Origin of the sequence: Paraburkholderia flagellata (assembly GCF_021390645.1) — a bacterium.
GTDB lineage: Bacteria > Pseudomonadota > Gammaproteobacteria > Burkholderiales > Burkholderiaceae > Paraburkholderia > Paraburkholderia flagellata.
The window spans coordinates 1718141-1744109 of the sequence record NZ_JAJEJT010000001.1 but is presented as its reverse complement, the minus strand read 5'-3'; the positions used below and the strand labels follow the sequence as shown (position 1 = coordinate 1744109).

The 25969-nt window shown below is 65.0% G+C and carries 23 protein-coding genes and 1 other RNA gene; 12 read left to right on the top strand and 12 right to left on the bottom strand.

Features of this window, described 5'->3' with window-relative positions; translation table 11 throughout:
* Window positions 1-141 precede the first annotated feature (141 nt).
* Genes L0U83_RS07645 through L0U83_RS07635 form a run of 3 tightly spaced genes read left to right on the top strand, consistent with a single transcriptional unit; the run spans window position 142 to window position 2140 of the window.
* Window positions 142-1368, top strand: a complete 1227-nt coding sequence (locus tag L0U83_RS07645; RefSeq protein WP_233883784.1) for a molybdopterin molybdotransferase MoeA — start codon at window positions 142-144, stop codon at window positions 1366-1368.
* Between the two features lie 12 nt (window positions 1369-1380).
* Window positions 1381-1638: a molybdopterin converting factor subunit 1 gene (gene moaD / locus L0U83_RS07640; RefSeq protein ID WP_233881646.1), complete on the top strand. Its 258-nt coding sequence runs from the start codon at window positions 1381-1383 to the stop codon at window positions 1636-1638.
* Window positions 1639-1657: 19 nt separating this feature from the next.
* Window positions 1658-2140: a molybdenum cofactor biosynthesis protein MoaE gene (locus tag L0U83_RS07635; protein ID WP_233881645.1), complete on the top strand. Its 483-nt coding sequence runs from the start codon at window positions 1658-1660 to the stop codon at window positions 2138-2140.
* A 99-nt stretch (window positions 2141-2239) separates the two neighbouring features.
* Here L0U83_RS07635 and L0U83_RS07630 read toward each other — a convergent pair whose 3' ends face one another.
* The gene (locus tag L0U83_RS07630) at window positions 2240-2800 is read right to left on the bottom strand and encodes a group III truncated hemoglobin (protein ID WP_233881644.1); all 561 of its coding nucleotides are present in this window, start codon (window positions 2798-2800) and stop codon (window positions 2240-2242) included.
* A 209-nt stretch (window positions 2801-3009) separates the two neighbouring features.
* Between L0U83_RS07630 and L0U83_RS07625 the strand changes: the two genes are divergently transcribed.
* Together L0U83_RS07625 and clpB are read left to right on the top strand one after the other, a co-directional pair.
* The gene (locus tag L0U83_RS07625; protein ID WP_233883783.1) at window positions 3010-3510 is read left to right on the top strand and encodes an Rrf2 family transcriptional regulator; all 501 of its coding nucleotides are present in this window, start codon (window positions 3010-3012) and stop codon (window positions 3508-3510) included.
* Window positions 3511-3769: 259 nt separating this feature from the next.
* Entirely contained in the window at window positions 3770-6367 is a 2598-nt protein-coding gene (clpB, locus tag L0U83_RS07620) for an ATP-dependent chaperone ClpB (protein ID WP_233881643.1), read from the top strand.
* Window positions 6368-6478: 111 nt separating this feature from the next.
* On the opposite strand, the gene L0U83_RS07615 is transcribed toward clpB, so the two are convergent.
* The 3 genes from L0U83_RS07615 to L0U83_RS07605 all read right to left on the bottom strand — a co-directional run bounded on the left by L0U83_RS07615 (window position 6479) and on the right by L0U83_RS07605 (window position 9850).
* Window positions 6479-6919, bottom strand: coding sequence for a YidB family protein (locus tag L0U83_RS07615; RefSeq protein ID WP_233881642.1), 441 nt, complete (start codon window positions 6917-6919; stop codon window positions 6479-6481).
* Between the two features lie 125 nt (window positions 6920-7044).
* Window positions 7045-7620 carry a ComEA family DNA-binding protein gene (locus L0U83_RS07610; RefSeq protein ID WP_233881641.1) on the bottom strand — a complete coding sequence of 192 codons (576 nt, stop codon included), beginning with the start codon at window positions 7618-7620 and terminating at the stop codon, window positions 7045-7047.
* 217 nt (window positions 7621-7837) lie between these two features.
* Entirely contained in the window at window positions 7838-9850 is a 2013-nt protein-coding gene (locus tag L0U83_RS07605) for a sigma-54-dependent Fis family transcriptional regulator (RefSeq protein WP_233881640.1), read from the bottom strand.
* 477 nt (window positions 9851-10327) lie between these two features.
* Between L0U83_RS07605 and L0U83_RS07600 the strand changes: the two genes are divergently transcribed.
* The 6 genes from L0U83_RS07600 to lipA all read left to right on the top strand — a co-directional run bounded on the left by L0U83_RS07600 (window position 10328) and on the right by lipA (window position 16442).
* Window positions 10328-11395, top strand: a complete 1068-nt coding sequence (locus L0U83_RS07600; protein WP_233881639.1) for an ATP-NAD kinase family protein — start codon at window positions 10328-10330, stop codon at window positions 11393-11395.
* Window positions 11396-11445: 50 nt separating this feature from the next.
* The gene (locus tag L0U83_RS07595; protein WP_233881638.1) at window positions 11446-12222 is read left to right on the top strand and encodes an SDR family NAD(P)-dependent oxidoreductase; all 777 of its coding nucleotides are present in this window, start codon (window positions 11446-11448) and stop codon (window positions 12220-12222) included.
* A gap of 67 nt (window positions 12223-12289) precedes the next feature.
* Window positions 12290-13267 carry a thiamine pyrophosphate-dependent dehydrogenase E1 component subunit alpha gene (locus L0U83_RS07590; protein ID WP_233881637.1) on the top strand — a complete coding sequence of 326 codons (978 nt, stop codon included), beginning with the start codon at window positions 12290-12292 and terminating at the stop codon, window positions 13265-13267.
* 46 nt (window positions 13268-13313) lie between these two features.
* Window positions 13314-14318, top strand: a complete 1005-nt coding sequence (locus tag L0U83_RS07585) for an alpha-ketoacid dehydrogenase subunit beta (protein WP_233881636.1) — start codon at window positions 13314-13316, stop codon at window positions 14316-14318.
* 4 nt (window positions 14319-14322) lie between these two features.
* On the top strand, window positions 14323-15444 hold the full coding sequence (locus L0U83_RS07580) for an acetoin dehydrogenase dihydrolipoyllysine-residue acetyltransferase subunit (RefSeq protein ID WP_233881635.1): 1122 nt from the start codon (window positions 14323-14325) through the stop codon (window positions 15442-15444).
* A gap of 2 nt (window positions 15445-15446) precedes the next feature.
* Window positions 15447-16442 (top strand): lipoyl synthase, encoded by a 996-nt coding sequence (gene lipA, locus L0U83_RS07575; protein WP_233881634.1) that lies wholly within the window; start codon window positions 15447-15449, stop codon window positions 16440-16442.
* A gap of 44 nt (window positions 16443-16486) precedes the next feature.
* On the opposite strand, the gene L0U83_RS07570 is transcribed toward lipA, so the two are convergent.
* The 8 genes from L0U83_RS07570 to trxA all read right to left on the bottom strand — a co-directional run bounded on the left by L0U83_RS07570 (window position 16487) and on the right by trxA (window position 25377).
* Window positions 16487-17854, bottom strand: coding sequence for an MATE family efflux transporter (locus L0U83_RS07570; protein ID WP_233881633.1), 1368 nt, complete (start codon window positions 17852-17854; stop codon window positions 16487-16489).
* Window positions 17855-17861: 7 nt separating this feature from the next.
* Window positions 17862-19616 (bottom strand): ArnT family glycosyltransferase, encoded by a 1755-nt coding sequence (locus tag L0U83_RS07565; protein ID WP_233883776.1) that lies wholly within the window; start codon window positions 19614-19616, stop codon window positions 17862-17864.
* 321 nt (window positions 19617-19937) lie between these two features.
* Window positions 19938-20201, bottom strand: a complete 264-nt coding sequence (locus tag L0U83_RS07560; protein ID WP_069267507.1) for a type B 50S ribosomal protein L31 — start codon at window positions 20199-20201, stop codon at window positions 19938-19940.
* Between the two features lie 157 nt (window positions 20202-20358).
* Window positions 20359-21195 (bottom strand): M90 family metallopeptidase, encoded by an 837-nt coding sequence (locus L0U83_RS07555; protein ID WP_233881632.1) that lies wholly within the window; start codon window positions 21193-21195, stop codon window positions 20359-20361.
* 35 nt (window positions 21196-21230) lie between these two features.
* A complete protein-coding gene (locus L0U83_RS07550) occupies window positions 21231-22787 on the bottom strand; it encodes an MFS transporter (protein WP_233881631.1) in 1557 nt (518 codons plus the stop codon).
* On the bottom strand, window positions 22784-23335 hold the full coding sequence (locus tag L0U83_RS07545; protein WP_233881630.1) for a MerR family transcriptional regulator: 552 nt from the start codon (window positions 23333-23335) through the stop codon (window positions 22784-22786). Before L0U83_RS07545 ends, L0U83_RS07550 begins: the two co-directional genes overlap by 4 nt.
* Before the next feature lie 162 nt (window positions 23336-23497).
* Window positions 23498-24760: a transcription termination factor Rho gene (gene rho / locus L0U83_RS07540; RefSeq protein ID WP_027818379.1), complete on the bottom strand. Its 1263-nt coding sequence runs from the start codon at window positions 24758-24760 to the stop codon at window positions 23498-23500.
* Between the two features lie 290 nt (window positions 24761-25050).
* Complete coding sequence (gene trxA, locus L0U83_RS07535) at window positions 25051-25377, bottom strand: thioredoxin TrxA (protein ID WP_027797264.1); 327 nt, start codon at window positions 25375-25377, stop codon at window positions 25051-25053.
* A 453-nt stretch (window positions 25378-25830) separates the two neighbouring features.
* On the opposite strand from trxA, the gene ffs reads away from it, so the two are divergent.
* An RNA gene (gene ffs / locus L0U83_RS07530) (signal recognition particle sRNA small type) lies at window positions 25831-25929 on the top strand.
* The last annotated feature ends 40 nt before the right edge of the window (window positions 25930-25969 follow it).

Here is a 25969-nt window from a genome sequence, read left to right as displayed (position 1 = left end):
GGCACAGCGCGCCGGTCGCGCCGCTACAATAACGGGAGACCAACCGCTGCTGGCGGCCCGCCCGCCAAGTCCGAGACGACCTCGATGTCCACGCCTACGTCCCCGTCTTCCGCTGCGCCGGCACCCGCGCCGCGCGCGCCGATGCTCTCCACCGCCGACGCGCTGGCCACGCTGCTTGCCGCGGCGAAGCCACTCGCCGGCACCGAAACGATTTCGACGTTCGACGCGCTGAACCGCGTGCTCGCCGCGGACGTCGTCTCGCCGCTCGACGTGCCGCCGATGAATACGAGCGCGATGGACGGCTACGCGGTGCGCGTGGCCGATCTCGCGCAAGGCAGCCGCCATCTGCCGGTTTCGCAGCGCATTCCCGCGGGCCACGCGCCGCAGCCGCTCGCGGCGGGCACGGCGGCGCGCATTTTCACGGGCGCGACGGTGCCGCCGGGCGCCGACGCCGTAGTGATGCAGGAGCAGACGGAGGCGGCGGAAGGCGCGGTCACCTTCCTGCACACGCCCAAGGCGGGCGAATGGATCACGGCGCAGGGCGCGGATATCCGCAAGAATACGGTCATCCTGCCGGCAGGCACGCGCCTCACGCCAGCAGCGCTCGGGCTAGCGTCATCGGTGGGCTGTGCAGCGCTCACTGTCGTGCGCCGCGTGAAGGTCGCGGTGTTCTTTACCGGCGACGAACTGACGATGCCGGGCGAGCCGCTCAAGCCCGGCGCGATCTACAACTCGAACCGCTTCACGCTCACGGGCCTCTTGCGCAACCTCGGCTGCGAAGTCACCGACTACGGCATCGTGCCGGACCAGCTCGAGCTCACGCGCGCGACGCTGCGCGAGGCCGCCGCAGCGCACGATCTCATCCTCACGTCGGGCGGTGTGTCGGTGGGTGAGGAGGATCACGTGCGGCCCGCCGTGGAGGCCGAAGGCCGTATCAACCTGTGGCAGATCGCCATGAAGCCGGGCAAGCCGCTCGCGTTCGGTGCGGTGCGTCGAGCGCAAGGGGCAACGGATTCGCAAACGGGCGAGGCGTTCTTCATCGGGCTGCCGGGCAACCCGGTTTCGAGTTTCGTCACCTTCCTGCTGTTCGTGCGTCCGTTCCTGTTGCGTCTCGCGGGTGCCATGCACGTGAGCCCGAGCGCGCTCTCGCTGCGCGCCGACTTCACCCAGACGAAAAGCGACCGCCGCAACGAGTTCCTGCGCGCGCGCGTCAACCCGGCTGGCGGTCTGGACCTGTTCTCGAACCAGAGTTCGGCGGTGCTCACCTCCACGGTCTGGGCCGACGGCCTCATCGACAATCCGCCCAACCATGCGATCAGCGCAGGCGAGACCGTGCGCTTCATTCCGTTCACCGAATTGCTGTACTGAAAGCCTCAATCGATGAAGATCCAGCTGAAATTTTTTGCGAGTGTGCGCGAGGCGTTGGGCGTCGCGGACGAAACGGTCACGCTGCCCGAGGGCATCGTGACGGTCGGCGACGTGCGCGGCTGGCTGCGTGCTCGTGGCGGCGTGTGGGCCGAGACGCTGGCGGAGGGCCGCGCGCTGCGCATGGCCTGCAATCACGTGATGACCGACCCGCGCACGCGCATTACAGAGGGCTGCGAAGTCGCGTTTTTCCCGCCTGTGACGGGCGGCTGAGCGCTACAGGAGACTCAGAATGCCCGTGCGCGTGCAAACGGAAGATTTCGACCTCACCACCGAGGTTGCGCAACTGCGCGCGCGCAATCCGGCGATCGGCGCGGTGGCGTGCTTCGTCGGCACGGTGCGCGACCTGAACGACGGCAGCACGATTGCGTCGCTCGAACTCGAGCACTATCCAGGCATGACCGAGAAGGCGCTGGAGGCGATCGTCGAAGAGGCGCAGCGGCGCTGGGCGGGCATCGAGGTGCTGATCGTGCACAGGGTGGGCAAGCTTGCGCCACTCGACCAGATCGTGCTCGTCGCGACGACTTCCAAGCATCGCGGCGATGCCTTCGCATCCTGCGAGTTCGTGATGGACTATCTCAAGACCGAGGCGCCGTTCTGGAAGAAGGAAGAGACGGAGCAAGGCGCGCGCTGGGTCGACGCACGCGAGAGTGACGATACGGCACTGGCGCGCTGGGGTGTGGCGTCGGGGAATGCTTCGCGGGAATCCAGCTAGGCGTTTATCGGCAGAGGCAAGGGCAGGATTGACCCAGCCACGACGCCTGTCTAACGCAACTAACGGCCTAATCCGGCATCGCGCGAGAAACAGACGCGCTTACTCTGCCGGCGTGTTCTCATCGACATCCATCTGGCGGCCAACGAAACGGGCCGGAAACGGCTCGCCGGTCGGCCGCGTGGGCAGGTCATGGCCGTGGCCGGCAGGGCGTCTGCGCGGCGCTACGCGGTCGAGGATCGCCTGCTGCTCGGGCGGAATCGCGTAGTCCCAGCCAAAGCGGCTCAATTGCAGGCTTTGCGCAATGCGCAGCGCGGGCTCCATGAACTGCACCGCCGCCGCGGGCTCGTAGCGCGCCTGAACGGTATCGAGAAAGAGATAGAGCCAGCGGCTGAAATGCTGCGGCTCGACGCCCGGCACCGGATCGTGCGCCTGCTGCACATTGCCGCGGTAGGTCCTGGTGCCGAGCACGAGGCTCGACCAGAAGCGGCACATCTTCGGCAAATGTTCGTCCCAACGTCCGGCCAGCACGCCGTCGAACACCGGGCCGAGCATGTCGTCGTCGCGCACGCGGTCGTAGAACGCGTAGACCAGTTCGCGGATGTTGTCTTCGGTTGGCTGGGCGTGCGGGGCGCCAGAGAGGCTGGTGTCGGGGCGAGTCATTGGGGGCCTGGGTAATACCTGGAGTGCATGGAGTGTAGCGGGCGGCGGCGCGCCAGTACGCTGCGGCCGTGAGCCGCATGCACGCTGCCAGGCACTGCGAAGTGACCATCGAAGCGACAATGATACCCAGTCCCGGCAAAACCTGCATGCTAACTGCATGTTATTGTATGGGTTCTGTCACCCGCATCACCCCTGTCATTGCCACCGCCATGAGACTGACCGACTACACCGACTACTCGTTACGCGTGATGTTGTATCTCGCGCTGCGTCGCGACAGCCTGGCCACGATCCAGGAGATCTCGGACGCCTACGGCGTGTCGAAGAATCATCTGATGAAAGTGGTGCAGCGCCTCGGCGAGCTTGGCTGGGTCGATACCATTCGCGGGCGCAACGGCGGCTTGCGGCTCGCGCCGGCTTCGCTCGATCTCACGGTCGGCGCTGTCGTTCGTGAGACCGAGAGCGATTTCTCACTGGTCGGCTGCTTTCCGGACGAACATGGCGAGCGGCGTAGCTGCGTCATCGAGCCGCAGTGCCGGCTCAAACACGCGCTAGCGGCGGCGCGCGATGCGTTCCTCGCGGAACTCGACCGTCATACGATCGGCGAACTGGCGCAGCCGGCAGGAGAACTCACCGGGCTGCTTGGCCTCGCGCCGATCCAGCTCATGCCGCGTGTGCAGGCGTCTCGCCCCGCGTCTTCGCGGGAGCATTGAGGGGCGCGTCAGCGTCCCGGCTTCACACACCCATTCCCTCGCTCCAGAGCGGCACCGCTCAGCGGCGGCGCTCTGCGTCACACGGCCACGGTCGCCTCTCATTCTTTCCCCGTTTTCTCACGCCTCGGCAGCGGTTGCCGACGGCCGCTGCCCGCGCCTGAATCCCAAAAATCGGAAAAAATGACGCCAGAGCGCTTGAAACCGGCGCGTCCCCCCTCAAATTTGGTGACAGTCTAGAAATCTGGAGGTCTCGCATCAAATGAGAATCGACAAACTCACCACCAAGTTCCAGGAAGCCATCGCCGACGCGCAAAGCCTCGCGGTTGGCCACGATAACCAGTACATCGAACCTGTCCACCTGCTGGCTGCGCTCGTCGCGCAGCAGGACGGCTCCGCGCGCTCGCTCATGTCGCGGGCGGGCGTGCAGGTGCAGGCGCTGCAGAACACGCTGAACGACGCGATCAACCGTCTCCCGCAGGTGCGGGGCACCGATGGCAACGTGCAGATCGGCCGAGAACTCACAGGTCTGCTCAATCAGGCCGACAAGGAAGCGCAAAAGCTCAACGACACGTATATCGCGAGCGAGATGTTCCTGCTCGCCGTTTCCGAGGACAAGGGCGAAGCGGGTCGTCTCGCGCGTCAGCACGGTCTGACGCGCAAGGCGCTCGAAGCCGCGATCGTCGCGGTGCGCGGCGGCGCGCAGGTGCACAGCCAGGACGCCGAGAGCCAGCGTGAGGCGCTCAAGAAGTACACCGTCGACCTGACCGAGCGTGCGCGTTCGGGCAAGCTCGACCCCGTGATCGGCCGCGACGACGAAATTCGCCGCTCGATCCAGATCCTGCAACGGCGCACCAAGAACAATCCGGTGCTGATCGGCGAGCCGGGCGTGGGCAAGACGGCCATCGTCGAAGGCCTCGCGCAGCGCATCGTCAATGGCGAAGTGCCCGAGACGCTCAAGGGCAAACGCGTGCTCTCGCTCGATATGGCTGCACTGCTGGCGGGTGCGAAGTATCGCGGCGAGTTCGAGGAGCGCCTGAAGGCCGTGCTCAACGACATCGCCAAGGACGAAGGTCAAACCATCGTCTTCATCGATGAAATCCACACGATGGTCGGCGCGGGCAAGGCCGAAGGCGCAATGGATGCGGGCAACATGCTCAAGCCGGCGCTTTCTCGCGGCGAGCTGCATTGCATTGGCGCGACGACGCTCGACGAATACCGCAAGTACATCGAAAAGGATGCCGCGCTCGAGCGCCGCTTCCAGAAGGTGCTCGTGGATGAACCATCGGTCGAGGCGACCATCGCGATCCTGCGCGGCCTGAAGGAGAAGTACGAGCTGCACCACGGCGTGGAAATCACCGACCCGGCGATCGTCGCCGCGGCGGAACTGTCGCATCGTTACATTACCGACCGCTTCCTGCCGGACAAGGCGATCGACCTGATCGACGAAGCCGCTTCGAAGATCAAGATGGAAATCGATTCGAAGCCCGAAGCAATGGACAAGCTCGATCGCCGGTTGATTCAGCTGAAGATCGAGCGCGAGGCCGTCAAGAAGGAAAAGGACGAAGCGTCGCAAAAGCGTCTGCAGCTGATCGAGGAAGAGATCGACCGCCTGAGCCTCGAATATAAGGACCTCGAAGAGATCTGGACCACCGAGAAGGCCGCCGTGCAGGGTGGCGCGCAGATCAAGGAAGAGATCGACCGCGTGCGCGCGGAAATCAATCGCTTCCAGCGCGAAGGCAAGCTCGAGAAGGTCGCGGAACTGCAGTACGGCAAGCTGCCGGAACTCGAGGCGCAGCTCAAGCAGGTGACGCTCGCCGAGGCGAACGAGCAGAACAATCCCACGCGTTTGCGCTTGCTGCGCACGCTCGTGGGCGCCGAGGAAATCGCGGAAGTCGTGTCGCGTTCGACCGGCATTCCCGTGTCGCGCATGATGCAAGGCGAACGCGAAAAGCTGCTCCAGATCGAAGAAAAGCTGCACGAGCGCGTGGTGGGCCAGGACGAGGCCATTACCGCCGTTGCCGATGCGATCCGCCGCTCGCGCGCCGGTCTTTCGGACCCGAACCGGCCGTATGGCTCGTTCCTGTTCCTCGGGCCGACGGGTGTGGGCAAGACCGAGTTGTGCAAGGCGCTGGCGGGCTTCCTGTTCGATTCGGAGGATCACCTCATCCGCATCGACATGAGCGAGTTCATGGAGAAACACAGCGTGGCGCGTCTGATCGGCGCGCCGCCGGGATACGTGGGCTATGAAGAGGGCGGCTATCTGACTGAGGCCGTGCGTCGCAAGCCGTATAGCGTGATCCTGCTCGACGAAGTCGAGAAGGCACACCCGGACGTGTTCAACGTGCTGCTGCAGGTACTCGACGACGGCCGCATGACCGACGGCCAGGGCCGCACGGTCGACTTCAAGAACACGGTGATCGTGATGACGTCGAACCTCGGTTCGCACCTCATCCAGGCGATGGCCGGCGAGCCGCAGGAAGCAGTGAAGGACGCCGTGTGGAATGAAGTGAAGCAGCAGTTCCGCCCCGAGTTCCTGAACCGGATCGACGAGGTCGTGGTGTTCCATGCACTCGATCGCTCGAATATCGAGTCGATTGCGAAGATCCAGTTGCAGCGTCTGCGCGAGCGTCTGGAGAAGCTCGACATGGAACTCATGGTGTCGGACGACGCGCTGGGTCAGATCGCCAAGGTCGGTTACGACCCGCTGTTCGGGGCACGGCCGCTCAAGCGCGCGATTCAGCAGGAGATCGAGAACCCGGTCGCCAAGCTGATCCTCGCGGGCAAGTTCGGACCGAAGGATGTGATTCCGGTCGGCGTGCACGACGGGAAGTTCGTGTTCGAGCGCGTGGTGCACTAAGGCGCGTAGCGAAACCCGGGTGAGGCGTGTGCCGTGAGGCGCGCGGCGAGCCGAAACGAAAAGGGCAGCGGAGTGATCCGCTGCCCTTTTTTCATGTCTGCGACACGCAGTTCAGGCCTGCTTGTTGCCGCCGCCAAACAGCGCTGCAAGGCCGCCAAGCGTGCCGAGCACGCTCTCAGAGTTGATCTGGCCGCCTTGCGGCACTTCGCCGTTCGGCGTGCCCGCGTTGACCACGTGCGGCAGCACCTGGGCGAGCAGGCCGCTCACCTGGTCGGGCTGCATGCCGACCTTCTGCGCGAGGCCCGAGACGACGTCCGAGCCGAGCACGTTGTGCAGTTGATCCGCCGAAACAGGCTGGTTTTCGCCGTTGCCGACCCACGACTGCACGACGTCGCCGAGGCCGCCTTGCTGGAACTTCTCGATCAGGCCGTTCAGGCCGCCGGGCTGGTTGTTGACGAACTCCATCGCCGCGGCGAGGATCTGGGCCTGGCCGCCGCCTTGCTGTTGCGACTGCGAACCGAGCAGGGAACCGAGGGTATCTAGCAGACTCATGACGATCTCTCTGAGTGATGGCCGCGACGGGGGACGCGGCCGGTAAGTCGGACGGCGCACGCAAAGGCGGCGCCGCGTTTTCGAGGTCCGACGCACGAAATGCGCGCGCCGGACGATGGCGGTGATTACGCGCCGGAAGCCGCCGCCGCGGAAGCGGCCTTGTCCTTTTTCGACTTCTTGGTCTTTTTCGCCTTCGTATCGGATGCCGAGGCCGGCGCAGCTGCCGCGGAACCCGCGTCGGGTGCGCTTGCAGCCGCGGCTGCCTTGTCCTTCTTGCTCTTGTGCTTCGACGTGCCCGCCGCCGTATCCGAGGCGGCTTGCGCCGTAGTCGCGGCCGCCGGCGTCTGTGCCGTCATCGGATTGGCCGTGGTAGCAGCGGGGGCGGCGCTCTTGCCGCTCTTCGCGCTAGCCGTCTTGCCCGCCGGCGGCGCCGAGGAGCCGTTGATCGTGAGTCCTGCCGCCTCGAGGTTCTGCACCGACTTCGGGCCGATGCCCTTGACGCGGCTCACGAGGTCGTCGGCGTCCTTGAACGGGCCGTTCTTCGTGCGTTCGTCGATGATCGCCTTGGCGTGCACGGGGCCGATGCCCTTGACCGATTCGAGCGCGGTTTCGTCGGCGGTGTTCACTTCCACCGCTGCGGCGAGCACGGCGGACAGCGACAGGCCGATTGCGAGGAACAGCATCAGCAGCTTCTTGAGCATGGCAATCACTCCATTGAGGGCATTTCAGTTAGCCGGGAACGGACGACGCATCCAGCGGAGGGGCTGCGGTACAAGAATAGGCTAGATGGCGTATCCGTGGATCGTGAGCGCTCGATTTATACCGGTCGATGTGTGGCAAGTAAATCGCGCCGCACAATATTTAATACTTCTGTGCATTTCGGCGACGCGAAACGCCGGGCAGTCGGCGCAATCCGGTTCAAGCGCGATGGGGCCCGACGATGCTGAGCTTCGCCATGCGCCGATACAGCGTCGCGCGCGAGATGCCTAGCGCCTGCGCGGCGGCGTTCGGACGCCAGCGGTGCGCCGTGAGCGCCGCAACGATGCGTGCGCGCTCATCTTCGTCGCAGAGCGGCGATGCCGCCAACGTGCCGGCCTGGGCGCGGGGCGCGGCGGCAGGTGCAAGTTCCGGCAGGCTCGCCGAGAGGTCGGCGCTCAGGTGCCGCGCTTCTACCAGCACCGTGTCACATACGGCGCATGCGTAGCGCATCGCATTGCGCAACTGCCGCAGATTCCCCGGCCACGCGAACGCGGCGAGCCGCACCGCGAGCGTGGCGTCGAGCGCGAGCGGGCGGCCTGCGGCCTGCGCTTCTTCCGCGAATACCGTGTCAATGATCAAGGCAATGTCGCGCCGCTCGCGCAGCGGCGGCAGCGTGAGCACGGCACCGCTCAGCCGGTAGTAGAGATCGTCGCGGAATGTCCCGGCACTCGCCATGTGTGCGAGGTCCCGGTGCGTTGCGCACACTACGTCGATATCGACGCGCACCGCTGTTTCGCTGCCTAGCGGCAGGACTTCGCCCTCGGCGAGCACGCGTAAAAGGCGTGTTTGCAGCGCGAGCGGCATGTCGCCGATTTCGTCCAGAAAGAGCGTGCCACCGTCGGCCATCGCGATCTTGCCGCGGGCACCATGGCGGCGCGCGCCCGTGAATGCGCCCGGCGCATAGCCGAACAGTTCGCTCTCGATCAGCGACTCGGGCAGCGCCCCGCAGTTCACCGCGATGAATGGCCGATTGCGTCGCGCGCTGGCGTCGTGAATCGCGCGTGCGAACACTTCCTTGCCGGCGCCCGTTTCGCCGAGCAGCAGGATCGGCAGACGCTTGCCCGCTACGCGTTGCGCGATGCGCGCGTTCTCTGCCACACGCGCGTCGGCGCTCCGCAAGAAGGGCCCGAGCGCGCTGCGATCGTATTCGTGCGTGTCGCCGGCATCGCGCCGCAGCGGCATCGCGCCATGCGCCGCGCTGGCGCCGCCGCTGTGGCCGCTACGTGCGCTGTGTCCGCCGTAACCGCTCGCCCCAAGCGGCGCGCGAATGCGCGCATACAGCATCGAGCCATTCGCGCGCAGGCGCAGCGCCGCGATGGTTTCGATGCGCCCGATGTCGCGCAACTGCACGTGCGACGAATCGAAAATCTCGTCGATATGACGCGGGCCGTCGAGGCAGGGCATGTATTCGCGCGCGCGCCGGTTCGCGGCGACCACGTTACCGTTTTCGTCGAAGGCAATCAGTAGTTCGGGCTGCGCTTCGACGTAGTTGCGATTCTGGTGGCCGAAAAGTATCCAGCACGACGCGAGCCGATGCAGGAAATAGCCGTCTTCGATGAGCGTGGCGCTCTGGCGCACGAGCTGGTTGACGATGCGCTGGCTCTCGCGATTGTCGGGCGACTGCACGGCCGAAGCGTCGAGCACGCCGATCAGCTCGCCGCCCGGCGCGAAAATCGGCGCGGCGCTGCAGGTGAGCGTGGTGAACGCGGCGCGGAAATGATCGGTCTTGTGCACGGTGATGGGCGCGAGATCGGTGAGCACGTTCGCGATGCCGCAGGTGCCTTCCTCGCTCTCCGACCAGCACGAGCCGATATAGAGCCCCGCGTGCTTGAAGTCGTTGCGGCGCTCGCGGTCGAGGCGATAGTCGATGGTCACGCCGTGCGCGTCGGTCAGCATCACGCAGTAATCGGCTTCGCGCACCATATCGTGCAGGCGGGTGAGACATTGGCCGGAGGCGCGCAGGAAGGACTCCTCGCGATCGCGGATCTCGCGCAACTCGGCGGCGCTCAGCACGCGCGGACCGATCACGGAGCCGGGGTCCAGCTGATAGCGCTCGAACGAGCGCTGCCACGACGAGACGAGACGCGGCGAATCGGACGGCGCAGGCAGCCGGCCTTCTACGGCGCCACGCACGCGCTCGGCGTGCCGGGTAGACGCAAGGGCGTAGGGCATGAGCGGTTCCAGACGATGGCTCGCGGTGAGCGTCGGGGTAACGTCGGGTTACGTCGGACCGGAAAGCGTTCGGCGGGAGTCTTTTGTAGCACATCCTTTGCGCGCGATCACACCGCAGCGCAGCATGCGAGACCGCTGAGACGATCGTCTCAGCGGGTGGTGTCCCGCATTTCGGCGCGCGACGCTGGGCCGCCCAGACGCGGCTCAGGCAGGCCACGCGGGCCTGTGCGCGTTTTCTTCGCCGCTGGCGGCCGGTCGTGCGCCCGGCGCGTTGCGCGCGTGAGACGGCGGCTGAGACGCTGCGCGCGACGCAAGCGGCGCTGGCGCCACGGCATGCAATTGCCGCAGAGCCCCGTCGCTCGGCCTTCTAAGCGGGTACATCGCGTCGCCGGCGTCATTGGCATGGCGCTTGCAGAGTCTGCGGGCAAGAGCGGCGCCCAGCAGTTCACAGTGCGACGCCATCAGGAGACAAGACCCGTGACGACGCCCGTGACCGTAGGCGTGATCGCGAACCCGGCATCGGGCCGCGACATCCGCCGTCTCACTTCGCATGCATCTGTCTTTCCCACGGCCGAGAAGGCGAATATGGTCGTGCGCCTGCTCGCGGGCCTGGGCGCGCTCGGCGTCGCGCGGGTGCTCACGCTGCGCGACAACACGGGCGTGGCCGCGCTGCTACTGCGCGCGATCGAGACGCACGCGGCCATTGCCGCGCACGAGCCTTGGCCCGAGGTCGTGTTCGTCGATTTGCCAGTGAGCGAAAGCGTCGCCGATACACACGCGGGCGTCGAACACATGGTGCGTGAGGAAGTCGCGCTGATCGCGGTGCTGGGCGGCGACGGCACCCATCGCGCCGTCGCTGCGCATTGCGGCGAGACGCCGCTGCTCGCGCTGTCAACCGGCACCAACAACGCCTTTCCCGAACTGCGCGAGGCCACCGTCGCGGGCCTCGCAGGCGCGCTTGTCGCGACCGGCGCGGTGCCCGCGGAGTCGGCGCTCTCGCGTAACAAGCGGCTCGTCGCGCGCTGCGTGGAAGGGCCCTCGCGCGGGCGTGAGGAAATCGCGCTCGTCGACATTTGCGTGGCGCGTCAGCAATTCATCGGCGCGCGCGCAATTTCAGAAAGTTCGGATATCGAATCACTTTTCCTGACCTTTGCGCCGTCCGACGGCATCGGCCTCTCGTCGATTGGCGGGGCATGGGCGCCGGTCGGGCGCGATGCGGCGCACGGCCTGCATATGACTTTCGCTCAGCCAGGCAGCGCCGAGGGCAGCGGCGCGGGTGTGCCGTTGCTCGCGCCGATCGCGCCGGGCCGCGTCGAGCGTCTGACGATGCGCACCTGCCAGCGCCTCGAAGTGGGTGTGGCACTGCCGCTCGAAGCGGGTCACGGCACGCTCGCGTTCGACGGCGAGCGCGAAATCGAACCGGCGCGCGGCGACCGCTATGAAGTGACGCTCGACTGGCACGGTCCGCTGACCGTCGATGTCGCGCGCACGCTGCGTTACGCGGCGTCGCATCAGTTGTTGCGTGAGGCCGCTGCGCGTGTGTAGCGACCGGACTTCCATTTAATCACTCGTAACCGAAAGAAGGAGACATCGGCATGGACACACCGTTGAAAGGCCAGGTCGCGATCGTGACTGGCGGCGCGCGCGGTATCGGCCGTGGCATTGCGCTCACGCTCGCGCAGGCCGGCGCGGACGTGCTGCTCGCGGATCTGCTCGAAGAGCCCCTTGCCGCGACGACCGATGAGATCCGCGCACTCGGCAGACGTGCGGCATTCGCCAAGGTCGACGTCACCCAGGCGGCCCAGCTCGAAGGGATGGTTTCGCAGGCGATCTCCGAACTCGGTGGCCTCGATATTCTCGTGAACTGCGCCGGCGTGATCTCGATTAGTCCGGTATCCGAATTAACGGAGCGGGACTGGGACTTCGTCATGGGCGTCAATGCAAAGGGCGTGTTTCTCGGCTGCAAAGCTGTGTTGCCGCATTTCCGTATGCAAAAACGTGGGCGGGTCATCAACGTCGCATCGATCGCAGGCAAGGAAGGTTTTCCGAATCTCGCGCACTACAGCGCTTCGAAATTCGCAGTCGTCGGCTTCACCAATGCGCTCGCCAAGGAGGTCGCGCGTGAAGGCATCACCGTGAATGCGATTTGCCCCGGCATCGTGCGCACCTATATGTGGGACCGGCTCTCCGACGAATGGAAGACCGAAGGCGAGAGCGTCGAAGAGTCCTGGCAGCGCCATCAGCTCACGCTGATCCCGCAAGGCCGCGCGCAAACGCCGGAGGACATGGGGAGGCTCGCCCTGTTCTTCGCGACCATGGACAACGTCACGGGCCAGTCGGTGAACGTCGACGGCGGTTTCACTTTTCACTAGAAGCAGTGGCATTTCCCGCAGCAGGCTAATCCAGAGCGGCACAGCGTCGTACATCCAGGAGACAACCATGTCACTTCAGTTGAACAAGGAGCAGTTGCTCACCGCGTATCGCTCGATGCGCACGATCCGCGAATTTGAGGAACGGCTGCACGTCGAATTCGCGACCGGCGAAATTCCAGGCTTCGTGCACCTGTACGCGGGCGAGGAGGCGTCCGCGGTCGGCACGATGAGCCACTTGAACGACAACGATTACGTCGCCACCACGCACCGGGGCCACGGCCACTGCATCGCCAAGGGCGTGGACGTGCACGAGATGATGGCCGAGATCTATGGTCGGCACACGGGCTCGTGCCGCGGCAAGGGCGGCTCGATGCACATCGCCGATCTGTCGAAGGGCATGCTGGGCGCGAACGGCATCGTGGGCGCGGGTGGTCCGCTCACGTGCGGCGCGGCGCTCGCCGCGAAGCAGAAGAAGACGGGCGGCGTGGGCGTGTGCTTCTTCGGTGATGGCGCGTCGAACCAGGGCGTGATCTTCGAGTCGATGAATCTCGCCTCCGTGTGGCGCCTGCCGGTGATCTTCGTCGCCGAAAACAACGGCTATGCCGAAGCGACGTCGTCGACGTGGTCGGTCGCGGCCGACAATATTGCCGACCGCGCGAACGGCTTCGGCATGCCGGGCGTGATCGTCGACGGTTTTGACTTCTTCGCCGTGCACGAGGCATTGGGCGAAGCCATTGCGCGAGCGCGCAACGGCGGCGGCCCGACGCTCGTGGAGATGAAACTCTCGCGCTATTTCGGTCATTTCGAAGGCGACGCGCAAACCTATCGCGCACCTGGCGAAGTGCAGAAGCTGCGTGAGGAAAAGGACTGTCTCAAGCGTTTCGAGGAGCGCGTCGTGCGCGCCGAACTCGCCAGCAGCGACGATCTGCGCAAGGTGGACGCCGAAGTGAAGCAACTGATCGACGATGCGGTCGCACAGGCCAAGGCCGCGCCGTTGCCGCCTGCCGAAGCGCTGCTCACCGACGTGTACGTGTCGTATCCCTGAGTGCTGTGCGCTCAGGTCATCAGGATTCCAGATCAAGGAGACGAAAATGGCACGGAAAATCACCTATTCGCAGGCCATCAACGAAGCGCTGGCCCAGGAAATGGGCCGCGACGAGAGCGTGATCGTCATGGGCGAGGACAACGCGGGCGGCGCGGGCGCGCCAGGGGAGCAGGACGCGTGGGGCGGCGTGCTCGGCGTGACGAAGGGCCTTTACGGCAAGTTCCCGGGGCGCGTGCTCGATACGCCGCTCTCGGAAGGCGGCTTCATCGGTACGGCCGTGGGCGCGGCGGCGTGCGGCATGCGGCCGGTAGCGGAACTGATGTTCATCGACTTCATGGGCGTGTGCTTCGACCAGATCTTCAACCAGGCCGCGAAGTTCCGCTACATGTTCGGCGGCAAGGCGGTCACGCCGGTCGTGATCCGCACCATGTATGGCGCGGGGTTGCGCGCGGCCGCGCAGCACTCGCAGATGCTCACCTCGCTTTTCACACATATTCCAGGCCTGAAAGTCGTGTGTCCGGCGACGCCTTATGACGCCAAGGGCCTCATGATCGAAGCGATTCGAGACAACGACCCCGTGATTTTCTGCGAACACAAATTGCTTTACACCATGGAAGGCGAAGTTCCAGAGGAATCCTATTCGATCCCGTTCGGTGAGGCCAACATCGTGCGCGATGGCGACGACATCACGATCGTCACGTATGGGCGCATGGTGCACTACGCGCTCGACGCCGCGCAGAAGCTCGCGAAAGACGGCATCGAAGCGGACGTGATCGACCTGCGCACCACGTCGCCGCTCGACGAAGAAACAATACTCGAAAGCGCGCGCCGTACGGGCCGCGTCGTGGTCGTAGACGAAGCGAACCCGCGCTGCTCGATCGCAACCGACATTGCCGCGCTCGTCGGTCAAAAAGCGTTCAAGGATCTGAAGGCCCCGGTCGGCATGGTGACCGCGCCGCATACGCCGGTGCCGTTCGCGGCGTCGCTGGAAGATCTCTACATCCCCTCGGCAGACAAGATCGCCGAAGCCGCGCGCGCAGCAAGGAGCTGAAGTCATGCCGATTCACATGATCACGATGCCCAAATGGGGGCTGTCGATGGAGCAGGGCCAGGTGAACGGCTGGCTCAAATCGCCCGGCGACAAGGTCACCAAGGGCGATGAATTGCTCGACGTGGAGTCCGACAAGATCGCGTCGGGCGTGGAGTGCGCGTTCGAGGGCGTGTTGCGGCGGCAGATCGCGCAGGAGGGCGACACGCTGCCCGTGGGCGCGCTGCTGGGCGTGGTAGCCGATGCCGAAGCGGTTGACGCGGATATAGACGCCGCAGTGGCCGAATTCCAGCGCGACTTCGTCCCCGCAAAAGAGGGCGACGCCGACGCGGGGCCGCAGCCGGAAAAGTCGCAAATCGGCGGCAGGACCGTGCGCTACCTGAAGCAGGGCGAAGGCGAGGGCGTGCCTGTCGTGCTGATCCACGGCTTCGGCGGCGATCTCAACAACTGGCTCTTCAATCACACGGATCTTGCGACGGAGCGCACCGTATGGGCGCTCGATCTGCCGGGGCACGGCGAGTCGGGTAAGGCGCTCGAGAGCGGCAGCCTCGACGAGCTTGCGCAGAGCGTGATCGCATTCCTCGACGCGCAGAAGATCGACCGGGCGCATCTCGTCGGCCACTCGCTGGGCGGTGCGGTCGCGATGGCGGTGGCTGACCAGGCACCCGGGCGCGTGGCCTCACTGTCGCTGATTTCGAGTGCGGGCCTCGGTAGCGAGATCGATGGCGCGTATATCGAGGGCTTCGTCGCGGCGGCGAACCGCAATGCGCTCAAACCGCATGTGACGAAGCTGTTCGCCGATCCCGCGTTGGTCACACGTCAGCTCGTCGAAGACCTCGTGAAGTACAAGCGGCTCGAAGGCGTGCAGGCCGCGCTCGGCAAGATCGCAGGGCAGGCGTTCGAGGGCGGCGTGCAGCGGCGCGTGTTTCGCGAGCGTGTCGCTTCGCTCGCGCCGCGCGCGCTCGTGATCTGGGGCGAGGCCGACCAGATCATTCCGGCGCGCCATGCGCAGGGGTTGCCGTCGCAGGTGCGCGTGGAGGTGATCGCGGGTAAGGGGCACATGGTGCAGATGGAGGCCGCGCAGGAGGTGAATCGCCTGCTGAAGGCCTTTTTCGACGAAGGAGCTTGAGCATGGAGGCCGCCACGTCCCGGACGTCCCCTGTATCGAGCACGGCGCTTGGTCAGGAGGGGCTACGCAGTCGCGAGAAGCTTGCGCGGATTCCGGTGAAGATCGTGCCCACCGGCCGCGACGCGGTCTTGCCGAAGCCGCCCTGGCTGCGCGCACGGCCGCTCATGAGCGAGACCGTGGCGGGCGTGGCGGCCGTGTTGCGCGAACACCGGCTTCATTCGGTGTGCGAAGAAGCGATGTGCCCGAACATCGGCGAATGCTTTGCGCAGCGCACCGCGACGTTCATGATCATGGGCGGGCTTTGCACGCGGCGCTGCCCGTTCTGCGACGTCGCACACGGGCGGCCCGAGCCGCTCGACGAGGAAGAACCCGTGCACCTGGCGGCGGCGGTCGCGGCGCTGGGATTGCGTCATGTCGTCATCACGTCGGTCGATCGTGACGACTTGCGCGACGGCGGTGCAGCGCACTTCGCGCGCTGTATCGCCCAGGTGCGCGAGCGTGTTCCGGGGATCGGCGTCGAGGTGCTGACGCCCGATTTTCGTGGTCGGATCGCGCGCGCTCTAGAGGCGCTTTCGCTCGCGTGGCCTGACGTGTTCAATCACAACATCGAGACCGTGCCCTCGCTTTATCGCGCGGCGCGGCCGGGTGCGGACTATCGCGGCTCGCTCGATCTGCTGGCGAGCGCCAAAGCGGCGAACGGTGCGCTAGTCACGAAGTCGGGGCTGATGGTGGGGCTGGGCGAAACTGACGATGAGTTGCTCGCGACCATGCGCGATTTACGCGAGCATCGCGTTGAGGTGCTGACGATCGGGCAGTATCTCGCGCCGTCGAAGTTTCATTTGCCGGTGAAGCGTTACATGCATCCCGAAGAATTTTCCGGGTTGCGCTCGGCGGGCCTGGCGATGGGATTTAGCGAGGTCGTGGCCGGGCCGCTGGTCCGTTCCTCGTACCATGCGGCGCAAACAGTGGAGGCGGCGCGGCAGGCAGAGGCGGGGTGAGCTGCGTTTGCAACTAACCGCCGAGCGCATCTCGCGGCGACTGGCTATGCGCCCTCACGTAAAAATCGCGTGCTCACCCGCGAGAGATAAAACAGGAGTCCAGCGCCGGCGATCAACAGGCTAGCCATGTTGGCGAGCCAAAACCCGCGCGCGCCCGTCGCCCAGGCGGGCATCGTGCCGGTCACGTCAAAGCCCAGCGCGTAGCCGCCGCCAAGCCCCACGCCCCAGAGCGCGATCGCATAGATGATGGTCGGCACGACCGCAACCTTGTAGGCACGCAACGCGAAGGCCGTGGTGATTTGCAGCGCGTCGAACACGTGATAGCAGGTGACGATGGCAACGAGCGGCATCGCCGCGATCGCCACGGCGGGGTCCGGCGTGTAGCCGCCGATGATGAGCGGGCGCAGCACGAACACGATCGCGCCGTAGCAGCAGGCAATCGCCACAGCTGTCGCCACGCCGTGCCGCGCGAGCGTACGCGCCTCGGCGGGGCGATTGCCGCCCAGCGCCTGGGCGACGAGCGTCGAGGTCGCCACGCCGATCGAAAGCGGCGTCATATAGAGCACCGCGCCGATGTTGCCGGCGATCTGATGTCCGGCGAGCGTGGTCGTGCCCATGCGCGCGATGAAGATCGCCATGAACGTGTACGACGTCACTTCGATGAGATACGAAAGCCCCATCGGAATGCCGAGCTTGAGCAGTTCGGCCTGGCGCTTCCACTCGGGCCAGCAGAAGTGCTTGAAGATTTCGAACGGCGCGAATACGTCGACGCGCGTGAGTGCGAAGGCCGCGCACAGCGCGAGCGCCCAGTTGATCGACGTGCTCGCGAGCGCACAGCCGGGGCCACCGAGCGCCGGCACGCCCAGGCCGCCGAAGATGAGCCACGTGTTGAGCGGCACCTTCAGCACGAGCGCGCCGACTTGCAGGAACATGACGAGGCGCGGACGCCCCACGGCATTGGCGAGTGAGCTGTAGATGCGAAAGGCCAGCGCGGCGGGCAGTCCGAACGAAAGCAGCCGCAGATAGCCGACCGTGCGCTCGCGCAGCGCCTCGGGCGCGCGCGCGAGGTCGAGCAGAGGGCCGGGAAAGTAGAGGATCGCGAAGCCGATCACCATCAGCACGACTGCGAGCCAGAACGCCTGGCGCACCTCGAGGCCGATCTCCGTGTCCTTGCGCGCGCCATAGAGCTGCGCCGCAACGGGCTGCAGCGCGCTGAGAATGCCCGTGAGGGCGATGTAGACCGAGACGTAGATCGACGACCCCAGGCCGAGCGCTGCGAGGTCGAGCGCCGAGTATCGCCCGACCATCGCGGTGTCGATCACGCCGAACGCGATGATCGCGAGCTGGCCGACCAGCACCGGCCACGCCAGCGCGGCGATGCGCCGGACGTCGCCGACGAAGGTCGTCGTCACTGTGACCTCAGTCCGGACGCTTGCGCCAGACATGCTTCTTGAGCGGCGGCGTCGGACGGTCGATGCGCACATACAGGCGGAAGCGCTCGTCGCGGTCGGCTGCGCGGCGGCCTTCCCACACGAGCTTCCAGACGTAGTCCGGCATCGAACTCGGCTCGCCGTAGTCCTGCGTGTCCTGGCGCAGGATCACATCGCAGTCCTCGTTGAACGCGAAGTGCATGTTGCCGAAGTAAGCGAAGGTGGCGATCTGCGCGTCGCCGAGGCGCACCGGCGAGATGCACTGATAGTCGGCGGGCAGGTGCGCGGCGATCTGTTCGGCGACGTCCTTGTAGGTCCGGCTGTAGTTGACGACTGGCAGCCAGAGCGTCATGAGCAGCACCCACATGAGCGTGGTGCCGCCGCTCGATAGCACGACGCTGCGCCACAGCACCTTCGGATGGCGCGCCACGCGCCACTGCACGAGCGCCATCCAGCAGACGGTGACGGCCACCGCGCACACGAACGAGAGGATCTTGAACTGCGGCACGAAGCCGGGCGCGAGGCGCGCGAGATTACGCGCGAGCGGCGCGGGGAAGCCGGTCATGCCCGCGAGCCACACGAGCCACACGAAGGTGCTGAGAATCGTGAAGCTCAGCACCGCGAACCAGTCGATCGCGTTGATCGCGCCGCGCTTGAGCGTGGGCAGCGCGAAGGTCGCGAGCACCGAAAGCGCGGGCAGCACGAGCATGAAGAGCCGGTTCGATTCGTGGCTCTGCACGATCACGAGGATGAGGAGCGGCACGATCACCGACAGCGGAATCGCGATGTGCGGCTTGCGGCGCAGTCCGGCCCAGCTAACGAAGGCCCAGATCGCGAGCGGCCAGGCGGGCCACGTGAAGAGCGGCAGGTTCTTCGCGGCGTAGCGCAGCACGTAGCCCGGCGGGCCCGCGAAGGCGTTGACGTTGGTGTGCGCCCACTGGTTAAGGAACCAGACGGCGTCGTCGGGGTAGAGGTGCAGCGCCAGCAGCGGCCATGAGGCGGAGACCACGAGCGCGACAGGCAGCCCGGCCACGAGCAGCCAGCGCGAGCGCGTTTCGGGGGCGATGGCGAGCATGGCAAGCGTGCCGATGAGGAGCGCGCCCACGAGCACCGGGCCGCTCGACAGCATCACGATGCCGAGCGCGAGGCCCCACCAGAGAGCGCCCTGAACCGGCTTGTCGATGGCGCGCACGATGCCGTACACGACCATCGCGATGCCCACGAACTGCATGAGTTGCGGCGTGGTTTCGTGACCGCGCTCGGCGAGACCGAAGCACCCCAGCAGAACGAGCAGGGCGCCGTCACCGAGCGTGCGGCCATAGTCACGCGGCTCGGGCTCGCCGCCGAATGCGTACTTGAACGGCTGCACTTCGGGGCGCCGGCCGAGCAGATACGCGCTGTACCAGACGAACGCGCACGCGAGACAGAACAGCACGCCCGTGGCGATGCGCGAGGCGTTGCTGGCGTCGACCCATGGTGCGAACAGGCGAATGCAGGCGGCACCCAGCCAGTAGCCGAGCGGACCGTTCTCGGTCACGTACTTGCCGACGAGGTTGGGCAGCAGCCAGTCGTGTGAGGTGCCGCCCGCCATCGTCCACATCACGCCGAAGCCCGCCGCGTCCTCGTTCTTCCACGGGTCGCGGCCAAAGAGGCCGAACGCCGCGAAGACGATACAGATGGTCAGCAGCAGCCAGCGCGGCAGGGCGCTGGTGGCGGAGGCGGTCAGTCGAATGGCTGGCTTCATGCAGTACGAAGGGAGACGGATAAACCGGGCGTGCTCGAGCGGCTGGCTCGCACGCGGGGGGCAAGCGGGCATGCGCAGCAGACGGTACACCCGGCCGTCCACCGTGGAGCAATCCGGCATTCTAGCCGGGCCGGCGATCGCGCGTCACGGCGTTAGCCGCGTGTTAATCCAAAGAAACATCTGGAAAGGGGCAGTAAGTCGCAATCGCCAGGCTGCCCCGACAGCGCAACAGTGGCGCAGGCAATAAAAAAGGGCAGCGTATGCTGCCCTTTTTGTGCACGTTCAATGCGGGACCGGCGCGAAGCCGGTGCGGCGAGGTGCTTACTTGCCGGCCTTGCCCGAGGCGCGTGCGCCGAACTTCTTGTTGAACTTCTCGACACGGCCTGCCGTGTCCATGATCTTTTGCGTGCCCGTGTAGAACGGATGCGATTCCGACGACACTTCGATCTTGGCGAGCGGGTAGGTCTTGCCGTTGAACTCGGCGGTTTCGCGCGTCTGGATGGTCGAGCGGGTCACGAACTTGAAGTCGTTCGAAACGTCGATGAACAGGACTTCGCGGTAATCCGGGTGAATGCCTTCTTTCATGGTTATTCCTTAAATCTGGCGGTAGCCAACCCGCGTGCCTGCAACACCATGTTGCCGACCTTGCTCGCGCGAGCCACTTACCCAAGGGTCGAAAAACGGCGATTATGCCAGAAAATCAGCCGGTTGGCGAATTTTTGAGGGCCTTGCGCGACAGGTTTCAGGCAAGCGGGGCGGCCAGTGCGCTCACGCGTGCCGGGTCCTGCCGGTAATAGCGCGCCAGGAGCCGGTAAAGCTCGGGATATTCCGCCTCGAATGCCTTCGGCTTGACGAAAAGGGCCTCGCTGCACACCGCAAAGAACTCCGACGGATGGTCGGCAGCATAGGGATCGATCAGCGAGTCGCGCTCGAAGCGCGCCCAGCGGCGCTCCGGCACGGCATCCACCTTGTCGCAGAACTGATCATAGGCGTTGTCGAACACGTCGGCCCACGCCTGCGCGTCAAGCGGTGCATGCCAGCGCCGAAAGAGGGGCGGATGACCGTCGGCCTCTCCGTTGAGCATGTCGATCTTGTGTGCGAACTCGTGGATCACGACGTTGTACGCGTCGCTGCCATCGGTCATCTGCGCGTCTTCCCACGAGAGGATCACGGGGCCGCCTTCCCAGGCTTCGCCGCTCGCGTCGTGCTCGACCTCGTGGACTACCCCATCCTCGTCCTCCACCGTTTTGCGGATCACGAATTCGCCCGGATAGACGACGACGCCCACCCAGCCCTTGTAGAGGTCGAGCGAGAGATTGAGCACAGGCAGCGACGCTTGCGCGGCGATCGCCACGGTCATCGGGTCGGTCAGTTCGAGATCGTGCGCTGTCGAAAACTCTTTTTGCGCGATGAAGAGGCTCGTCAGCTCGCGCAGGCGTACGAGGTCGGCGGCGTCGAGGTGCTTGAGGAAAGGCAGGCCGGCGAGCGTCGCCTGCCAAAGCGCGTCGTCGATCGCGTAGGTGCGCAGCGCTTTTTCGCGGCGGCGCGCGCCGAACCAGTGAGAGAGTTTCGAAAGCATCGCTGGGTGTGTTTTCCCGTGCGTCTGAGTGTCGTTCAGTCGATCTGCTTTTGCCACGCGGCAAAGATTGCGCCGCACACCGCCACGCCGATCAGGAAGTAAAACCCGTCGAGCGAACTCAGAAAGCTCGCCTGCTGCGCGACCATGCGGCTCACCTGCACGAGCGCGAGTCCGTGCGCTTCGCTCGCGGACCGTCCCATGAGCTCGAACGAATGCGTTAGCGCGGCATAGGCGTTCTGAAACGCCGGGTTGAACGGATTCACGAATTCGGCGAGCCGCGCCTGGTGCAGCGCGAGCCGGTGCTGCTCGACGATGATAACCGTGGCGGTTGCGAACGATATCGTCAACTGCCGGACGATGTTTTTCAAGCGGTAACCGTGCGTGAATTCTTCGATCGCGAAGATTCGGAACGTGAGATTCGCGACGGGCAGCACGATGAAGAGCAGCAGGAGCCCGCGCAGCAGCAGCGGCGGGATGAGCCAGGCCTCGCTCGCTTGCGGCGTGAGCCGCGTCATCCAGAACGAGATGAGCGCCGAGAGCACGAAGCCGGGCACGATGATCCACTTCTTGTGCGTGATGAGCTTCGCGTACCGGAAATAGAAAAAGAGCGCGCCGGCCGAGATGAGCGACGTGACGCCGGTAAGGCGGCCGGCGTTTTCGACGGGGTAGTTGAATCCGCCTTCGAGCAGCCGAGAGACGAGGTAGCTGAGCGCAGTGCTCAGGTAGTAATAGGCCATGTAGAGCAGCAGGCCCACCTGGAACGGTTTCTCTCGCAGCGCGTGCAGGCGCATGAGCGGCTTCGGATGATGCCACTGGTGCCAGCCGAACCAGGCGAGCGCGGTGATGCCGACGAGTGTGAGCAGGATGATTTCCGGCGACGCGCTGAAAAGTTCGAAGCGCACCTGCTGCATGGCGATTTGCAGCGCGCCCTGCGCAAACGCGAAGATGATGTATGGCCAAAAGTGCGCTTCGCCGCGTTCCTCGGGCAGCAGGTGACCCGTATCGGGCAGCGCGAGCAGGGCTAGCACGGCATAGAGCACGCCCGCGGGCGCGGAAAAGGCGAACAGGGCGCGCCAGTCGAAATGCGCGACCAATTGGCCGCCCACGAGCGGCGCGAGCGCGCTGGAGAGCACGATGAGAATGAGGAATGCGCGCGTCGCGACCGGGCGTTGCTGCGGCGTGAAGCTGATCTGGATGAGGATGCGGCAGGTGCCCATCATCGGGCCGATGAAATAGCCCTGAAATCCGCGCGCGAAGGCGAGTTCGATCGACGATTCGCACAGTGCCGCTGCGATCGCGCCGGCGGAATAGAGCAGCAGGCAACTGCCCACGTAGCGCCGGTAGCCCATGCGTTCCACCCACCATTGCTGCTGCAGGATGCCTAGAACGGCGCACACGGCATAGGCGCTCGACGACCAGACGAGCTCGTCCGGCGAAGCGTTGATGCCGCCCGCAATATAGCTCGTGAAGAACGAGAAGATCGCGTTGTCGTAGTAGTCGAGACCGGTCGCGAGGGCGAGCACCCACGGGAAAAAGTCGCCGCGCAGGCGCGCCGCGCTGAAGATCGGCTCGCGGGGCTGGGCCGTGCTCATGCCGATTCGTTGTCGTCGCGTGCCTTGCCCGAAGGCTCTGCCGCTTTGCCGCCCTTGCCGCTCGCGGCCGCTTTGCGGCGCCGCGTGGCGGCGAGGCGTTGCTCGATCAGTTGATCGGACGGCTCGCCCGCCAGGCGCCGCTGCAGGTAGTCGAGGTCGTCGGCGAGTTCCGCGCGCACCGTCTGCGCTTCCTTTAACTCGCGGCGCACTGCCGCAATGCGCGTGTCCAGCGTATCGATCTGCTGCGCAAGCGCGTCGGCGATCTGCTGGAGCGACTCCTGCGAATAGCGCCGGCGGCATTCGCCGGCCTGTTCGAGCGGCCGCTTGAGCATTTCGGTGATGCCGTGCAGCGAGAAACCGAGCGCGCGCAATCGCAGGATGCGCGAGAACTGCTCGAGGTCGTGCTCGTCGTAGAGCCGGTAGCGGCCTTCGCTGCGCGAAGGGCTGACGAGCCCGCGCTCCTCGTAATATTTGAGCGTGCGCGGCGTGACGTTGAGCCGCTCGGCGGCGTCGCGCACCGTGAGCAGCGCGGGGGAATCCTTGGGCATGGGGAACTCTTTTTTCGCCTTGGGGCGATCAAGACATGCCGCGCATTATAGTTCAACGTGAACGTTCACGTACAGGTTGTGACGTGGCACGATGGGGTGCCGCAAAAGAAAAACGCCCGCGAATTCGCGGGCGTTTTGCGTTGAGTCAAGCGGGCGAGGGTCTTAGCCGCCGCGGCGCATCATGTCGAAGAACTCTGAGTTGTTCTTCGTCTGGCGAATCTTGTCGAGCAGGAATTCCATCGCTTCGACTTCGTCCATGTCGTGGATGAACTTGCGCAGCACCCAGATCTTCTGGAGGATGTCCGGCTTGATCAGCAGTTCTTCGCGGCGCGTACCCGACTTGTTCAGGTTGATCGACGGATAGACGCGCTTTTCCGCGAGACGGCGCTCGAGGTGCACTTCCATGTTGCCGGTGCCCTTGAACTCTTCGTAGATCACGTCGTCCATGCGGCTGCCGGTTTCGATCAGCGCCGTGCCGATGATGGTGAGCGAGCCGCCTTCTTCGATGTTACGTGCCGCGCCGAAGAAGCGCTTCGGGCGCTGGAGCGCGTTGGCGTCCACACCGCCCGTGAGCACCTTGCCCGATGCGGGCACAACGGTGTTGTAGGCGCGCGCGAGACGCGTGATCGAGTCGAGCAGAATCACGACGTCGTGCTTCATTTCGACGAGGCGCTTGGCCTTTTCGATCACCATTTCGGCGACCTGGACGTGACGCGCAGCCGGTTCGTCGAAGGTCGAGGCGATCACTTCGCCCGCCACCGAGCGCTGCATTTCGGTCACTTCTTCCGGACGCTCGTCGATCAGCAGCACGAACAGGACCACGTCGGGGTGGTTCTGCTTGATGGCGTGCGCGATGTGCTGAAGCATCACGGTCTTGCCGGACTTGGGCGAGGCGACCAGCAGGCCGCGCTGACCCTTGCCGATGGGCGCGATCATGTCGATGATGCGGCCCGTGACGTTTTCTTCGCCACGCATCTCACGCTCGAGCAGCAGCACCTTGTTCGGGTGCAGCGGCGTGAGATTCTCGAACATGATCTTGTGCTTCGAGGCCTCCGGCGGCTGGCCGTTGACCTTGTCCACCTTCACGAGCGCGAAGTAGCGTTCGCCGTCCTTCGGCGTGCGCACTTCACCTTCGATCGTGTCGCCGGTGTGCAGGTTGAAGCGGCGGATCTGCGACGGGCTGATATAGATATCGTCCGTGCTGGCGAGATACGAGGTTTCCGGCGAGCGCAGGAAGCCGAAGCCGTCGGGGAGCACTTCGAGCGTGCCGTCACCGAAGATCGTTTCGCCCGTCTTGGCGCGCTTTTTGAGAATCGCGAACATGAGTTCCTGCTTGCGCAGGCGGTTCGCATTTTCGATCTCGAGGCCATTGGCCATCTCGATCAATTCGGACACGTGCAGAGACTTGAGCTCGGAAAGATGCATACGGAGAACCCGTCGGGGAGGATGCGACGAAAAGAATGGGGGAAAAGAAGCGAGCGGAACCGCTCAAGGACTTTTGCGTGAAACTTTGCTTGAAGCTTTATAAGGGCGCCGGTAGACGCTTTATGAATTCTAGCATAGCACACGCCAGAAACCGTCAGTGAAGACCGACAGCAAGTTTTAACGTGTTTTTATGGTGCGTGTTGTCGCGTGACAACACGCACCTTTGCGTGGCTCGTTTCCTTGCTGGCCGGGCGATGCGCCCGGGCCGGCAGGGGCGGCCAGCGAGGAAGTTACAGGTGGCTGTCCAGGAACGCGGTGAGCTGCGACTTCGAGAGCGCGCCGACCTTCTGCGCCGCCACGGCGCCGTTCTTGAAGAGGATCAGTGTGGGGATGCCGCGCACGCCGAACTTCACCGGCGTCGACTGGTGCTCGTCGACGTTGATCTTCGCGATCTGGAGGCGGTCGCCATAATCTTTCGCGACTTCATCGAGAATCGGCGCGATCATCTTGCACGGGCCACACCACTCGGCCCAGAAGTCCAGCAGCACGGGCTTGTCGGATTTCACGACGTCCTGTTCGAACGATGCGTCGCTGATATGCTTGATTTGTTCGCTCATTGTATGAATACCTCTTTCGATTCGAGGTCGAGTAAATTGCTCGCCACGATACACCAACACTGAAAATTCATCCGGGGCCGCAAGAGCAGCCAGACCGAACCCGAGTCACACGTCCGAATCACACGCTATTCGCACGAAAACCCCGTGGCCCAGCCAATTGCCGACGCCAGTGTAGCCTAAATCCCTATGCGTTGCCGACGGTGATAGTACTCATGCCGCAAGCAGGGTTTCCGTCCTCCAGGCCACATTCGGCGGGACATTCCGGCAGCTGCGCGAACATTTTCGCGGGGGCCTTTCCGTGCGACACCTCGTGCTCCTGCACGCTATCTGGAGGCGGTCCGGGCCGTTGCAAGAGGGGCTCCCACGGCGTGCAAGCATGTCTGGAGCGGCTCGGCGCGTTTTTTCGCACTGCAGCAGTCGCATTGCTGCGCGAGCGATGTTAGAATGCGCCGTGACGGGCCTCCTCGCATGGAGGGGCGGTCAACCTGGTCAGGTCGGGAACGAAGCAGCCACAGCCGTTTTCCGCCAGTGCCGAGGGTCAGGCTCGTCACCATCCTCTTTTTTCTTCCAGTTTTTCCCCAGATACGACATT